We start from the raw sequence: 14,635 nt of genomic DNA on the forward strand, positions 1-14,635 counted from the left end.
CGGTCAAGGTGTTCCGGAAAACTCCGCCAAGGACTCTTCCCAGGGCCGCCCGAGACCGCACCCGAGCACCCGTTCCCCCCGCCGTCCCCGTCGGCGCAGCCCGGACCCCACCGCCCCCGAGGCGGCGTCCGTCCGTTTCCCCGGACACGCGGAATCCGTTTTCCCAGTGTTCGGGGCTGCTCGCCACAGCACCGCGCCGGCGGATTCGACGGTCCTGTCAACTCGTGGTGACGACCTTCCGGCAGGGAAGAGAAGGAAAGACCGGAACCGGACCGCCCGGAAAAGATCTCACAGAACCCACCGGTCGACCACAAAGCACCTCGGTGTCGAGCGACACGCTCTGGCCCTGCCGACGAAGAACCCGAGTCACCGCAGGCCACCGACACAACGACGGAACAGGGAACACCAAATAAAACGGATTTTTCGCCTCTTTCCTGCGAGCCAGCTTTACAGGTGGACCATTCGGGCATTTCGCATCTCAATTACCGTCGTTATCCGGATTCCCCGCATCTTTCCGCTCATGCCGCCTTTGGAGCACGAACTTCCCCTCGACCTCATTCGCCATTTCCCCGCCCTGGCCCCCTGTCTGTTGGAGCACGTGTCCGCGACACCGTTGCCGGAGTTCACCCGGGCCCGGTGCGACTCGGGGGACGCGACCACCACCGCGCCGCCGGAACTGCGCGCCGACTCCGTCGTCGTCCTCGAACGCCCTCCGGACTCCGGTGCGGGCGCCCCGGTCCCGGTGCTGGTCATCGTCGTGGAATGCCAACGCCGTCCCGACGAACGCAAACGCTTCAGCTGGCCCGCTTACGTGGCCAATCTGCGCGCTCGCTTGGAATGTCCGACGGTCCTGCTCGTCCTCTCTCCGAACAGGGCGGTGGCCCAGTGGTGTGCCGCCCCGATCGACCTGGGCTGGGGCTCCCTGGTGCACCGGCCGGTCGTGCTGTCCCTGACGGACCTGGCCCCGGTTACCGATCCGGGGCAGGCCTGCGCCGAACCGGAACTGGCGATCCTGGCCGCGATCGTCCACCACGCCAGTGACCCGGCGGTCCTGGACGCACTGCTCCCCGCGATCGACTCACTCGCCCCGGCCAAGGGAACTTTGTACGCTGACTACGTGCTTGCGGTGCTGCCCGCCGCGGCCAGGAAATACCTGGAGGACGCTGTGACCACCGGCACCTACGAATTCAAGTCCGACCTCTTCGGCCGCGTCTTCGCCGAGGGCAAGGCCGAAGGTCGAGCTGAAGGCGAGGCCAATTCGGTACTGCTGATCCTGGAGACCCGCGGCATCACGGTCCCCGACCACGTCCGCCACCGCATCACCTCCTGCACCGACCTCGACCAACTCGCCACCTGGGTCCGCCGCGCCCTCACCGTCACAACCGCCGAAGAACTGTTCTCCTGACCCGAACCCGATGCGATGGGTGCGGGCCGCACCCGGCGCCCACCGCGTTCACAGCTTCCCGTCCAGCAGCGCGCCCAGTGCCGCCACAGGGTCGGTGGCGCTGGGCGCGGCGGGCCACCACTTTCCGTCCTCCAGCCGGTAGGGGTACCAGCGGCCGTCACGCCCGTACCGCACCTGTACACCGCGTTCGGGCAATGTCCACCGGTTGCGCCAGGTCCGCGCCTCGCCGAACTCCGTCTCCGGCCACGCCTCACGCAGCGCGGTGCGTGCCCGCGCCATCTCGTCCGCAGGCGGCTGCCAGGGACGCTCCAGTGTCTCCAGACCGGTTGCGCCGCCGTGCTGCCAGGCGCGGACGGCGCGTTCGAAGTCTTCGGCGCGTCCGCTGGCGCGCGCCAGTCGCAGCCGTAGCCGCTCCTCGGGGCAGGTGGCGGCCAGCCGCACGGTGTCCTGCCACACGTCGAGGTCGATGCTCTTCTCGCCGCGCAGCAGGGCCGCGGCACGGTGCGCGGTGTCGGCGGCGAGCCGCCGCAGTGCGGTGACGTCGAGTTCCTCGGTCTCGGGCAGTGCGGGCACGGCACCGGTGCTCTGGGGTGGCGCGATGGGTTCGGGCAGCGGTGGGACGGGGCGGCGCCAGGCCCGAGCGGCGTCTTCCCCGTCCAAAACGGGAGCGGCGGGCTCGACGGCGCCGACGGCGGGTGTGCGGACGCGGCGCAGTTGGTGGACGAGCGTGTGCTCGGCGCGGCCCCGCAGGAGCAGGAGCAGGAACGGGTCGCGGTCCAGCAGCCAGGCGAACTGGTGGCACAGGGCTGCCGCGTGCCGGCAGGGGTGATCCCAGTCGGGGCAGTCGCAGGCGAAGTCGAACTCGTCGTCGCGGGGCAGCAGCCGCACCCCCGCCTCCTCTGCTGCTCGGACGAGGTCGCGAGGCATGTCGTGGTCCAGCAGTGCGGCGATGTGCCCGGCCCGGGCGGCGGCCTCGGCGGCGAACCGGTCCCACTCGGTGTCGGTGAGGGTGCGCACCGACACGCTCACCCGCAGCGTCCCCTCGGGTTCGTCGACGGTCGCGAAGACCTGTCCAGGGCTGACGGCGATGCTGCCCACCCTGCCGGTGCGGGCGTAGGCGCTGCCGGCGCGCAGCTGGTCCGCGTCGAGCGCGGCCTGTTCCACCGCACCGATCCAGGCCCTGCCCCACCAGGTGCGGGCCGTGCCGCCGCGCCCCCGAACCGCGGGAAAGGCGGGAAAACCGCGGGCCTCGGCGTCCGTGCCGCTCATCGGTTCCTCCTCAGTTCCACCAGTTCGGCGAGTTCGGTGTCGGTCAGTTCGCTGAGGGCGGCCTCGCCGGAGGCGAGCACCGCCTCGGCGAGGCCGCGTTTGGCCTCCAGCATGGCGGCGATGCGCTCCTCGACGGTGCCTTCGGTCACCAGGCGGTGCACCTGTACCGGGCGGGCCTGTCCGATGCGGTGGGCTCGGTCAGTGGCCTGCTCCTCCACGGCCGGGTTCCACCACCGGTCGTAGTGCACGACGTGGTCGGCGCGGGTGAGGTTGAGACCGGTCCCCGCGGCGCGCAGTGACAGCAGCAGTACCGGCGCCTGTCCGTCCTGGAAGGCGCGGACCAGCTCTTCTCGGCGCGCCACCGGGGTGCCGCCGTGCAGCAGCAGCGCGGGCACGCCGCGGTCACGCAGGTGCCGTTCGATGAGCCGCGCCATGGCCACGTACTGGGTGAACACCAGCGCGGCGCCGTCCTCGGCGAGGATCGTCGTGAGGAGTTCGTCGAGCAGGTCCAGTTTTCCGGAGCGTCCCGGCAGGCGCGGCGCGGACTCCTTCAGGTACTGGGCGGGGTGGTTGCAGATCTGCTTGAGGCCGGTGAGCAGCGCCATGACCAGGCCGCGGCGGGCCATTCCGGAGGAGGCGCGGACACGTTCCATGCTCTCGCGTACCAGTGCCTCGTACAGTCCGGCCTGTTCGGGGGTGAGGGCGATCGGGTGGTCCGTCTCGGTCTTGGGTGGCAGTTCCGGGGCGATGCCCGGGTCGCTCTTGCGGCGGCGCAGCAGGAACGGGCGGACGAGTCGGGCCAGGCGTGCGGCGGAGGACGGGTCGGTGCCCGACTCCACGGCGTCGGCCCAGCGGGCGCGGAACCGTCCCAGGGGGCCGAGCAGGCCGGGGGTGGTCCAGTCGAGGATGGCCCATAGTTCGGTCAGGTTGTTCTCCACGGGGGTGCCGGTGAGGGCGACGCGCGCGGCGGAGGGTAGGCGGCGCAGCGCGCGTGCGGTGGCCGAGGCGGGGTTCTTGACGTGCTGGGCCTCGTCGGCGGCGACCAGGTCCCAGTCGATCCCGGTGAGCCGTGCGGTGTCGACGCGCAGGGTGCCGTAGGTGGTGAGGGTGACTGAGCCGGGTTCGGGGGCCAGTTCGCGGTCGCTGCCGTGGAAGCGGTGGACCGGGGTGGCGGGGGCGAAGCGGCGGATCTCCCGTTCCCAGTTGCCCAGCAGGGACGCAGGGCACACCACGAGGGTGGCACCGGGCTGCTCGGCCCGTTCGGCGCGCAGCAGGTGCAGCGCGATGAGGGTGACGGTCTTGCCGAGCCCCATGTCGTCGGCCAGGCAGCAGCCCAGGCCCAGCCGGGTCATGCGGTCCAGCCAGCGCAGTCCACGCAGTTGGTAGTCGCGCAGGGGGGCGGCCAGGGCTGCTGGAGGGGTCACGGGCTCCTCCCCGCTGTCGGGATCGCTGAGGAGTTCCCGCAACCGCTCCAGTCGTCCTGTGGCTGTCAGGGGCACCTGTGTGCCGTCGACCTCGACGGTTCCGGTCAGTGCGGCGGCGAGTGCGTCGACGGGGGCCAGCGGCGTGTGGCCGCGTCGACGTGCCCTGCGGAGCAGGTCGGAGGGGAGAAGCGCCCACCGGCCGCGCAGCCGTACGAGGGGGCGGTGCGCCTCGGCGACACGGTCGAGTTCGGCTGCGGTCAGCTCGGTGCCGTCGAGGGTGATGCGCCAGTCCAGCGCGAACGGTTCCGTTCCCAGGCCGGGGCCGGTGCCGTGGGACGTGTCGGTGTCGCGTACCACGGCGGCGGCGGTGAGGTCGCGGGTCAGGCTCCGGGGCCAGTGCACGTCGACGCCTGCCTCGGCGAGGCGTTCGGCGGCTGTGCCGAGCAGGTCGTCGAGGTCGGCGTCGGTGAGGGTGAGGGCGTCGGGGACGTTCGTGTCCAGCAGTTGTTCCAGCGGCGGCCAGGCAGGGGCGGCGCGGCGCAGCGCCAGTGTCGTGTCCAGGCGGGCCCGCGGTCCCAGAGCGGTCTCCTCGTTGCGCCACAGGTCGGCGGCGTCGACCACGAGGCCGGGGTCGGTACGGCTGTGCACCTGCACGGCGGCGCGCAGGGCCACGTCCTCGGGGAGGTCGTCCCAGTTCTCGGCTCCGTCGGGAAGTTCCACGCGCAGCGAGAGCCGCACCCCTGTGTCGAGTTCGGCGGTGACCCGGTCGGTCCAGGTGCGCAGGCGCGTCACTCGTTGCGGTTCGGCGGCGGTGAACGGTGCGGCCCCGGTGAGGCGGGGCGCGGCCGGGGTGCGTACCAGGGTGTCGGCGACCGCGTCGGCCAGGCCGCGCACCAGTGGTTCGGCGAGGGGCAGGAGGGGCGGGTCGGTGTCGGGCAGGGGGACGGCGCGGGCTGATGGCGGCATGGCGTCGGCGAGTGCCTGCAGGGTACGTGTGTGGTCGGCGTCGAGCGGGCCGATCCGCCAGGCGTCGTGGTCGGTGTCGGACAGGCCGGGCAGGAGGCGGCCGCGCGCGACGAGCCCCAGGGCCGTCGCGGCGACCGTTCCCCAGAACGCGGCGGCCGGGTGGGCGTGCGGGCTGCTCCGGGCTGCGAGCAGCACCGGCAGTGCCTCGGTGATGTCCAGGCGCAGCGCGGGCACGGTGACGGTGCGGACGCTGTCGCCGTGTGGCAGGGCGACGGTGACCGTGTCGGGTTCACCGGTGTCGGCGTCGGGTTCGGTTCCGTCGGGGTTCCACAGGACGAGGGTGGTGGTGCGCGGCGGGTCGCCCGGTTCGACGGTCACGGCGTAGCGGGCCAGTCGGCGTGCCGTGGATGGTGCGATCGCGGTCATCCGGTGTGCCCTTCTCCTCGGTGGGCTGCTGCGTTGGGACAACGAGACCCGCGGCTGTGGGGATTCCCCTCGCCCGCGGGTCTCCGGTCAGCGGCTGAGCGGCCGGTGGCGTCGCGCGGCCGGTTTGGCGAAGGCGGTGGTGAGCAGCAGCAGCGGCCGGCTCACGGCCATGCCGACGGCGTGCTGGTCGATCCGGGCGGTGACTCCCAGTCGGGGGTGCCGAGCAGTTCCCGGGTGGCTGGGACGGTCACCGGCATCGGGTTCCGCCGTGTGATTGCGCCGAGCCGTCCGGGCATGGTCGCCGGGGCGACGGCGGCGGAAAGGAGGCCCCGGGGTCTGGACGGCGGTGGCTGTCTGTGGGGCGCGGGCCGGCACGCTGGGGTGGAGCGCAGGAGGAACAGCGGTGCGGCAGCGGTCTGTGCGGGCGCGGTGCCGCTGCGTACCTGCCGGCCGATGAGCGGGCCGCAGGTGAGCATGCGGTCGGGGCGAGTGCGGCGTTGCCCCTGTCCGCCGTGACGCGGACGGTGTCGGCGACCGCGATGCGGTGGCGAGCCGGTCTCGACCTCATCCGGATACCGGGTGGTCAGCAGCACTGTGGTGCCCTGGTCGACCAGGGCACCACAGTGCTGCCAGGTCTCGGTCCGGTCGTGCGGGGCCGGGCCGGTGGTGGGTCTGTCCGGGGACAGCACCGCGGGTCCGACGTCCAGGTCGGGGCGTCGGCGCGTGCCTCCGGGGTACTGCGGGTGTGTCGGTGGGATCGAAGTGCTCCAGTGGTTCGGGGTGCGCCGGTACGCGTTCCGTGGGGCGAGACGGCCCTGGCGGTCGGGCCTTCTCTGGATCTGCTGTCCGGTGAGCGCCTCGTCCGGTGCGGTCTTCTGGCTGATCGGGCCGATGCGGGCGCGTACCCGGTCGGCCGGGTGGGGGACGTCGTGGTCGGCGACGGTGGCCTGGCCGATGTCGGTGCGCTGCTGGGTGGTGAGGAGGCGCACGGCCGTGGTCTTACCTGTTCCGTTGGGTCGAGCAGGCCGCAGACGGTTTCGACCGGGAGGTCCGGGGCGAACCGCCCGGGGCTCGCGTGTGGCGGTAGTGCTTGACCAGCCCTCGGGCGGTGACGGCGTGGTCGGTGGGGTGCACGGGTTCTCCTCGACGTCGTTCCTCTTTTCTACGTACAGCGTACCGTACGCCATACGACATTGAGGAAGTCCCTCCTCGCGCCGTACACGACCGGTTGTCCACACCCCGGCCGATCCCACTGGAGCCGCCTGTCCGGGGCCGCCTACCGTTGCGGAACGAGTGACCCCGACCAGAACGCCCCAACGCAGGGCAGCACACAGGTCGCCCATGCCCTCACACCGATCCGCGGGAGGCCTTGCCGTGTCCGACGCCCCGTCCCTACTCACCGTCTCCGACCTGCGCCGCCGCGGTTGGTCTCCCGCGATGGTCCGCGACCTGCTCGGTGAACCCGACTCGCTGCTCCCCAACCCGTACTTCCGTTCCTCCGGGCCCATGGCCCTGTACCGGGTGGAACGGGTCCGGGCCGCGGAGGCCGACGCCGGTTTCGTCCGCAGGGCCCAGCAGGCCGCCCGCCGGTCCGCGGCCTCCCGACGGGCGGCCGAACAGCGCCGGAGGCAGACCCTGGAAAAGGCCCACGCCGCCACGCCCCGCCCTCCGGTCCCGGACGAGCAGTCCCCGCCCTGTCGCAGGGTCCCGCACTGCGGGGCCCCTGACGAGGCCCCGTCACTCCGCAACGGTGGTCTCCCCCGCCGGGGACGTCCTCGCGGCTCGTCTGCCGAGACGCTGTGCCGTTGGGAGGCCGACTGCCTGCGCTATGTCCTCACCCGTTACAGCGCCCTGCTGGGAGGAGCGCGCGGCCGCGTCGGCCTTCCCCGGATCGCGGAGCTGCTGCGCCGTCGTGTCTCCGCGGCGATCCTCGACCGCTCCCTTCGGCCGCGTGCGGGACGCAGGCACCGGTCGGCATCCTCCGACGCGGCCCCTGCCGTCTCCGCCGGCCTCGTAGGATGGCCGGGAGATGACCACCGACGACCACCGCACCGGGACTTCCGACCCGACCCGCAGTCTGGCACTGCTGTGGCGTACCGGGGAACACAGCGGACGCAGGGGCAGGAAGCACGACCTGAGCGTGGAGCGCATCGTGCGCGCCGCGATCGAACTGGCCGACTCCGAGGGCGTGGCCGCGCTGTCGATGCGCCGGGTCGCCGAACGGCTCGGCGTCGGCACGATGTCCCTCTACACCTACGTGCCGGGTAAGAGCGAACTGCTCGACGTCATGATCGACACCGTCCACGGCGAGTTGGGCCGCCATCACGAGGCCCCCGGGGGCTGGCGGGCCCGGCTGGAGCTCATCGCCCGCGACAACTGGGCGCTGTGCCACCGTCACCCCTGGCTGCTGCGGGTACTCACCAACCGCGTACCGCTGGGGCCGAACATCTCGCTCAACTACGAGTACCAGCTGCGTGCCATCGACGGCATCGGCCTGAACGACCTGGAGATGGACTCGGTGATCACTCTCGTCACCGACTACGTGCACGGCGCGGCCCGCAACTCGATCGACACCGCCCGGACCCGCCGCGATTCCGGGATCACCGACGAGCAGTGGTGGCACGCGCAGGCGCCGTTCTTGGAGAGGGTCATGGACCCGGCACGGTTCCCGGTGGCCGGACGGGTCGGCACGGCCGTGGGCGAGGCCTACCGCACCTCCTACGATCCCGACCGCGCCTTCGAGTTCGGCCTGGCTCGTGTGCTCGACGGTGTCGAGGTGTTCATCGAACGCAGGAGTGACGTGTGAGCGCGGCTCAGTGCAGCTCGGCCACCGCCCGCACGGGTGCGCCGTCCGCTTCCAGGCGCAGCGGCAGCGCGTAGACCCGGAACTCCCGTCCCGCCAACCGGTCCAGACCGGTCAGGTTCTCGATGATGAGCACGTCGCCTGCCAGTAGTGTGCGGTGCGTCTCGAACGGCTCGTGGTCGACGCTGCACATGTCCACCCCCACCATGGACACCCGGCGCTCCACCAGGTACTCGGCGATGTCCAGGGGGAGTACCGGGTGGTCGGTGAAGTAGGACGGTTCGTGGTAGCGGTCGCCCATACCGGTGTGGAACAGCACGATGTCGCCCGCGGCGATCCCGGCCCGCCGTACGGCGTCGAGGGTGAATCCGCCGCGTGCGTCGACGTGGCGTCCCCGTCCGACGAAGCGCTCCACCGGGTAGCGGTCCAGTCCCGCCCCGTCGGCCAGCATGTGGCTGGGCGCGTCCACGTGTGTGCCCGCGTGTGTGCCCATCGAGACGCGGTGGCAGCGGTAGCCGTGGACCGTCAGGTCGGCCGCGGGTTCGATCCGGATCTGCGGGTCGCCCGGGTAGACCGGTGTCCGTTCGGTGACGGGCACCGACAGGTCCAGGAACATCTTCCCTCCTGCGTCTCCACGCCTTCGGTTCCCGTGGCCGTGCCGACCGTCGACGGCGACCGGGCCGGGTGTCCTCAACGCTGCTCCGCCGACTTGCGGTGGAACCTGCGCTGCAGTTCGCGTACCTGCTCGGCGAGCTCGGGTACCGGTCCCTCGACGGTGACACCGGGGACGACCTCGTGGACCGACAGAGGGCGCACCGGAGGGGCCGGCACCCCGAGCTCGGCCAGCCAGTCCACCAGCTGCGCGGAGGAGCTCGCGTAGACGATGCGGCCCAGTCCCACCCAGCCGTGTGCGGCAGCGCACATCGGGCAGTGCTCACCGGAGGTGTAGACGGTCGCCGCGGCCCGTTCCTCCTGGGTCAGGTGTTCGGCCGCCCAACGCGCCAGCGCGAATTCGGGGTGGCGGGTGCGGTCTCCGGAGGCCACCCGGTTGTGGTCTTCGGCGAGCACGGTGCCGTCGCCCGCGACGAGGACCGATCCGAACGGTTCGTCGCCCTCCTCCAGGGCCTGGGCCGCCAGTTCCACGCAGCGGCGCAGGTGCCGTATGTCAGCGTCGTTGACCATCGTGACCTCCCCGGGACCGCGGTGCTTCGCGGTGGTGTCTGTCCGTCGGGAGTGACCCTAGCCGTTTCCGTTCCCCGTGTCGGGGATGTCCTCCGCGGCTTCGAGGAGGTCCAGGTAGCGGTCCAGGTGTGCCGCCCCGCGCAGGGCGGCACGGCTGCGGTGGGCGATCCGTTCCCGCCAGTCCGCCAGGAAGGCCGCGAGTTTTTCGGTGCCGCCGGTGTGGCGGACCTCGGCGACGAACCGGGCCACCTGTTCCAGACGCGCTCCGCCCCGCCGCAGCCGCAGGGCGATGTGGGCGTCCCGCTCGTCGTCACGGGTGTAGAGGCGGTAGCCGGTGGCGGGGTCGCGCTGGGGGAACAGGATGCCGGCGGCCTCCCACTTGCGCAGGGTCGCCGGGTGTACCCGCAGCCGGTGCGCCAGCTCCCCCACCGTCAGCGCGTGTCCGCGGCCGGTGTCGGGGCGGGGGAGCGTGGACAGTTCGGTGAGCGTCTGGGCGACCTCCTCGTGGATTGCGCGTTCCCGCTGCGCGTCCGCGTGTGCCCGGTCCAGGAGTCGGAACAGTTCGGCCAGGTCTCCGCTGTTCGCCGCGTGCATCAGCGCGACGGCGGTCCGGTGGCCGTGCCCGGCACGCAGCGCGAGGAACGTCCTGAGCGCTTGGGCGTGCAGGCGGGTGTAGCGGCGGTATCCGCTGTCGGTGCGCTCACTGGCGGGGAGGAGGCCCTCGTCCTCGTAGTTGCGGATGCTCTGGGTGGACACTCCGTGCTCCCGGGCGAGGTCGACCGGCCTGAGGTACTCGGTCATGTCCCCTCTCTTCGGGTTTGGCGCCGCTTGTCGCGAACCGTTTCGGACAGGTGTCGACGACGTGTCCGGGTGCCGGGGATACGGCCGGGGCGCCCCTGCGCGGGGGCATGTCCACGGCGGCGCGCCACCTGCCGTCGGTGGCCTGCTCGGTGCTGTTCCCGGCTCCGGGGCGGACGTGACTCTCCGGTCATGGTCACGGTCCGCAGGTGTTCCGTCAGCATCCCGCAAGTGTTTTCGCCCTGCGGATGGCGCAGCGCACGGAACCGCCCGTTGCACCGTCGGCGCGGTTGCTCCTCGGTGTCTCTGCCGGTGGGGTCGGCCGGCGGAGTTGCCGCTGGCGCCGTACCGCCGGGGGTCTTCTCACCCGCCGTGTGGCTGGCGGCCCGCGACGAAGTGTACGGCCACCGTCTGTTCCCGGTCCCGGAGGGGCCGCGGCCCGTGTGAGGCACTGGAGCGTTCGGGTGGCGTGCGTTTCGCCGGGGCGGCGATGCGGGCGGTGGTGTGCAGCGCCGGGGGCCGCGTTCCTGCTGTGTGCACGGCACGGAGTTCGGTGTCTCCCTCGCGGCGGTCACCGTGGGCGGTCCGTTCCGTGCCCGGTGGGAGACTTGCCGGTCGGGTTTCCGGAGAGATTCTGTAGGTCCGCTGCGTGGAGCAGCTGATCCTGGTGGCCGCGCGGACGGGGGTCGGGGTGTGTGCCTCGTCCGACCTGCCGGTGCATGCCGCCCGCGCGCCCGTCCGCGGGCTCGATTCCCCGGCGCTGCGAGGGGTCGCCGGCCTGGGCCCCGCCGACCCCTCGCTGGAGCTTTTCGCCGAGGCGTTGCGCGAGCTGGGTGTGGACTGGCCCGACGAACCGACCACCCATCTCGTTCTGGCATGTGAGGCGGCATCCGCGATCCCTGCCTCCGATGACAGCGGCACCGTCATCGAGCTCGCGGAGAGCGTCTGCTTCCACCCGGCTCTTGCGGACAGCGGCCACGGTCGACGGCTCGGTCGCCGCTTCTGTGCGGTCTTCCTCGTCGGGGATCCCGCGGACCGGGAGCGGGCCTGCGCGGACGTCAGTGCCGGGGCTCGCGCTCTTGTGGACGCCTGGTCCCCCTGCTCGGCTGGGTTGCCGTGAGGGGTGTCGCACGGTCTGCTCGGGAACTCCTTCCCCTGCCGGCTCTGGGCCGTGGGGCGTCTGCGGCGGTGGGCGCGGTCCTGATGTGAGTGGCGCCGCGGCCGTCGGGTTTCCTCCTGCCGGGGGTGAGGCGTACCGGCTCCCTTCCCTGGTGTGCCGAGTGCGGAGCCGGGGCTTCCGGTCAGGGGAGCCGGGCTGTACTCGTTCCACCGGAGTCGCTGGAGCGAGGCCGGGAAGCCCCGTACCTCCGTTGCGCATCCGACCACCCCACGTCGAAAACTTCCGGAAAACACCGAAAAAACTTCACTGAGACACTGGAAGATTACCGAGAGTTTCTATTACCTTGAGGGCACCCTCTGGTCCTGGCCCCGGCCTGCGACCCCCCACAACGCCCTCCTCAGCAGGAGTGCGCCCGTTCCATCTCCGTCACCGCGCTCGCGGCGGCACCCCGCCGGGCCGGACCGGTGCCTCTCCCCCGCCTGGCGGACACCGACTGCTCCACGTCCCGACAGCGTCCACCAGGGGACCGCTCCCGTCGAGAGTGCCCCTTCTGGAGGTCCCATGCGCTTCCCCCGACACCGGCCCCGGGTATGGGCGGCCACAGCCTTCGTGGCCGTCGCGAGCCTGGTCGCCGCCACCTTCACCCCGCAGGCGGGCACCGCTCTCGCCGCCGAGGACAACGGCACCCACTGCCAGGTGTCCCTCCCGGGTTCCTTCGCCGCCCACTCCCTGCTCCCCGACCCCTTCACGAAACTGGACGGCACGCGCATCACCAGCAAGAGCGAATGGGAGTGCCGTCGGGCGGAGATCAGGGAACTGGCGGAGCGGTACGTCTACGGCGAGAAACCCGGCAAACCCGACAGTGTGACCGGGACGGTCACGTCCTCCCGTATCACCGTGCAGGTGAGCCATCAGGGCAGGAGCACCAGCTTCTCGGCGACGGTGGACCTGCCGAGCGGTTCCGGTCCCTTCCCGGCCGTCGTCGTCCTGGGCGGCCTGGGCGCGGACACGGCCGCCATCAAGGCCGCTGGCGCCGCCGTCATCAACTACGACCCCTACGCGGTCGGCAACGAGAACACGTCACGCAACAGCAAGCAGGGCGCGTTCTACGACATCTACGGTTCCTCCAGCAGTACGGGACTGCTGGCTGCCTGGGGCTGGGGGGTGAGCCGGATCATCGACGTCATCGAGCAGTCGGGCGGCTCCATCCTCCGCGCGGACGCGACCGGCGTCACGGGATGCTCGCGGTTCGGCAAGGGCGCCTTCGTGGCCGGAGCGTTCGACCAGCGCATCGCGCTGACCATGCCGATCGAGTCGGGCACCGGCGGCGCCTCCGCCTTCCGCGCGGTCGCCCAGGAGTCCGGTGCCCAGCCGCTGAGCAGCGCCTACTCCGAGCAGCCGTGGCTGGGTGACGCGTTCGGCTCCTACACCGGCAACCCGAACGCGCTTCCGGTGGACACCCACCAGATCATCGGCATGATCGCGCCGCGGGGCCTGCTCATCATGGAGAACCCCCACATCGACTGGCTGGGCGCCCGCTCCGGAAGTGTGGCGGCCCTGGCCGGCGCCGAGATCTACGAGGCGCTGGGCGCGCAGAGCAACATCACCTACTGGTCCGACGTCCAGGACGGCACCCACTGCGCGAACCGGTCCGAGTGGCGGGCTCCCCTGCAGCAGAGCATCCAGGCGTTCCTGCTGGGCAACGGCAGCGCCCCCGGCCAGATGAGGATCGCTCCCGGCAAGTCCGGCAACCTGTCCCAGTGGAGGAACTGGCAGACCCCGACCCTGGCCGACGGCCCCGGTGATCCCGGCGGCCCGGGAGACCCGGGAGATCCCGGCGGCCCGGGCGGTCCGGGCAACCCCGGTGCCCCGGGGGGAGCCTGCATCGCCGACTACCGGACGGTCAACAGCTGGGACGGCGGTTTCCAGGGCGAGGTGACCGTCCGCAACAACAGCACCGGCACGCTCAACGGCTGGACCGTCACCATGACCCTGGCCCCCGGCCAGTCCATCAGCAACCTCTGGAACGGACAGAACACCGGAACCAGCGGGTCCGTCACGGTACGCAACACCCCGTGGAACGGCACCATCGCGGCCAACGGATCCCTCACCTTCGGCTTCGTCGCCACCGGTGGTTCCTCTGCGCCCAGCGCCATCACCTGCAGCAGTCCCTGATGTCCACCGGTCGGCCCCGGCACCCCGTCGCCCGCCGGGGCCGGCCCCGCTTCCGTCCCCGCTCCGGCAGGGACGACGCGCAGCGGCCACGGAGGGGGCGGCCGCTGCCGTACTCAGTCCCTGCCGAGCAGGGGCCGCAGGTCATCCGGGTCGGTGATCCGACGCAGGGCGGTGAGTTCGGCGGGCTCGGCGGGGGCGAACAGGCGCACCATCCAGTCGGTGTCCAGCACCGCGGCGGCGACCCAGGAGTGCGCGGTGCGCAGCACGGTGAACGGACGCGCGGTCCCGTCGACGGTGAGCCAACGGTCCGACCAGGCGGCGTCGGGGGCGGGTGCGGGCGCGGTCCAGTCGGCCGCGCCGACGGTGCAGCGCTGCATGACGTCGCGTTCGGTGCAGAACGCGCGCAGCCACCGCTCCTGCGGCGGGGTGTCGGCCTCCCAGCTGCGGACGGTGATCTCCAGGTCGAGGTGGGCGTCGGCCGAACGCCACCCGAAGTCCACCACCACCTTGTCGGGCAGCGCGCGCCCGGGCGGCACCGTGGCGGAACTGACCCGGCCGCGCTCGGTCCGGCCGACCGGCGCGAGCACGGGAACGGCGGCGACCAGCGTGGCCGCGGGAACGGGTGTGCCATTCATCCTGTGCAGCTTAGCGCTGTCACAGGCGTTCAGGGCCGGTAGCGCAGCGGGTGGTCCTCGGGGACCTCGACCACGCAGATCCGCAGTCCGTCGGGGTCGGCGATCCATATCTCGACCAGACCCCACGGCTCGCGGCGGGGTTCACGCAGGATGGTGACGCCGCGTTCGGCGAGTTCGGCGTGCGCGGCGGCCGCGTCGGGCACCTGCAGCCACAACTGGACGGCTTCGGGGTCGGGGGGACGTTCGCAGCCCCCCGACAGTTCCAGGAAGCCGCCTCCCAGGAAGAACACCGTGCCGCGCTGCTCGTACGGTCCGAACTCGCGGTAGATCGCCAGCCCCAGCACGTCCCGGTAGAAGGCACGGCTGCGCTCCAGGTCGGTGGGACGCAGCAGGACACGGCTGCTGAGGACGTTGAGCATGCCCCGATGCTAC

12 protein-coding genes are annotated in these 14,635 nt (G+C 71.9%); 4 read left to right on the plus strand and 8 right to left on the minus strand.

Translation table 11 applies throughout. From position 1 onward, the window contains the following. The first annotated feature begins 598 nt into the window (after positions 1-598). Positions 599-1,405 (plus strand): hypothetical protein, encoded by an 807-nt coding sequence (locus FOF52_RS08065; RefSeq protein ID WP_248593207.1) that lies wholly within the window; start codon positions 599-601, stop codon positions 1,403-1,405. Positions 1,406-1,453: 48 nt separating this feature from the next. Here the strand turns inward: FOF52_RS08065 and FOF52_RS08070 are convergent, their stop codons facing one another. From FOF52_RS08070 to FOF52_RS08080, 3 genes are all read right to left on the minus strand, one after another. Further along, entirely contained in the window at positions 1,454-2,674 is a 1,221-nt protein-coding gene (locus FOF52_RS08070) for an SWIM zinc finger family protein (protein WP_248593208.1), read from the minus strand. Beyond that, on the minus strand, positions 2,671-5,490 hold the full coding sequence (locus tag FOF52_RS08075) for a DEAD/DEAH box helicase (protein WP_248593209.1): 2,820 nt from the start codon (positions 5,488-5,490) through the stop codon (positions 2,671-2,673). Before FOF52_RS08075 ends, FOF52_RS08070 begins: the two co-directional genes overlap by 4 nt. 161 nt (positions 5,491-5,651) lie before the next feature. Next, positions 5,652-6,479, minus strand: coding sequence for a P-loop NTPase family protein (locus FOF52_RS08080; protein WP_248593210.1), 828 nt, complete (start codon positions 6,477-6,479; stop codon positions 5,652-5,654). A gap of 1,040 nt (positions 6,480-7,519) precedes the next feature. On the opposite strand from FOF52_RS08080, the gene FOF52_RS08085 reads away from it, so the two are divergent. Continuing rightward, the gene (locus FOF52_RS08085; protein WP_248593211.1) at positions 7,520-8,296 is read left to right on the plus strand and encodes a TetR/AcrR family transcriptional regulator; all 777 of its coding nucleotides are present in this window, start codon (positions 7,520-7,522) and stop codon (positions 8,294-8,296) included. 7 nt (positions 8,297-8,303) lie between these two features. On the opposite strand, the gene FOF52_RS08090 is transcribed toward FOF52_RS08085, so the two are convergent. From FOF52_RS08090 to FOF52_RS08100, 3 genes are all read right to left on the minus strand, one after another. Next, a complete protein-coding gene (locus FOF52_RS08090; RefSeq protein WP_248593212.1) occupies positions 8,304-8,909 on the minus strand; it encodes a cyclase family protein in 606 nt (201 codons plus the stop codon). A 74-nt stretch (positions 8,910-8,983) separates the two neighbouring features. Further along, positions 8,984-9,475 (minus strand): nucleoside deaminase, encoded by a 492-nt coding sequence (locus tag FOF52_RS08095; RefSeq protein ID WP_248593213.1) that lies wholly within the window; start codon positions 9,473-9,475, stop codon positions 8,984-8,986. Positions 9,476-9,532: 57 nt separating this feature from the next. Beyond that, positions 9,533-10,276, minus strand: a complete 744-nt coding sequence (locus FOF52_RS08100; RefSeq protein WP_248593214.1) for a MerR family DNA-binding transcriptional regulator — start codon at positions 10,274-10,276, stop codon at positions 9,533-9,535. Positions 10,277-10,922: 646 nt separating this feature from the next. Here FOF52_RS08100 and FOF52_RS08105 point away from each other — a divergent pair. Together FOF52_RS08105 and FOF52_RS08110 are read left to right on the plus strand one after the other, a co-directional pair. After that, positions 10,923-11,393 carry a hypothetical protein gene (locus FOF52_RS08105; RefSeq protein ID WP_248593215.1) on the plus strand — a complete coding sequence of 157 codons (471 nt, stop codon included), beginning with the start codon at positions 10,923-10,925 and terminating at the stop codon, positions 11,391-11,393. 561 nt (positions 11,394-11,954) lie between these two features. Continuing rightward, positions 11,955-13,568: a glucuronyl esterase domain-containing protein gene (locus FOF52_RS08110; protein ID WP_248593216.1), complete on the plus strand. Its 1,614-nt coding sequence runs from the start codon at positions 11,955-11,957 to the stop codon at positions 13,566-13,568. Positions 13,569-13,681: 113 nt separating this feature from the next. Here FOF52_RS08110 and FOF52_RS08115 read toward each other — a convergent pair whose 3' ends face one another. Together FOF52_RS08115 and FOF52_RS08120 are read right to left on the minus strand one after the other, a co-directional pair. Beyond that, positions 13,682-14,203 carry a hypothetical protein gene (locus FOF52_RS08115; protein ID WP_248593217.1) on the minus strand — a complete coding sequence of 174 codons (522 nt, stop codon included), beginning with the start codon at positions 14,201-14,203 and terminating at the stop codon, positions 13,682-13,684. Between the two features lie 29 nt (positions 14,204-14,232). Further along, entirely contained in the window at positions 14,233-14,622 is a 390-nt protein-coding gene (locus FOF52_RS08120; RefSeq protein WP_248593218.1) for a VOC family protein, read from the minus strand. Positions 14,623-14,635 lie beyond the last annotated feature (13 nt).

Source organism: Thermobifida alba, assembly GCF_023208015.1.
GTDB classification, from domain to species: Bacteria; Actinomycetota; Actinomycetes; order Streptosporangiales; family Streptosporangiaceae; genus Thermobifida; species Thermobifida alba.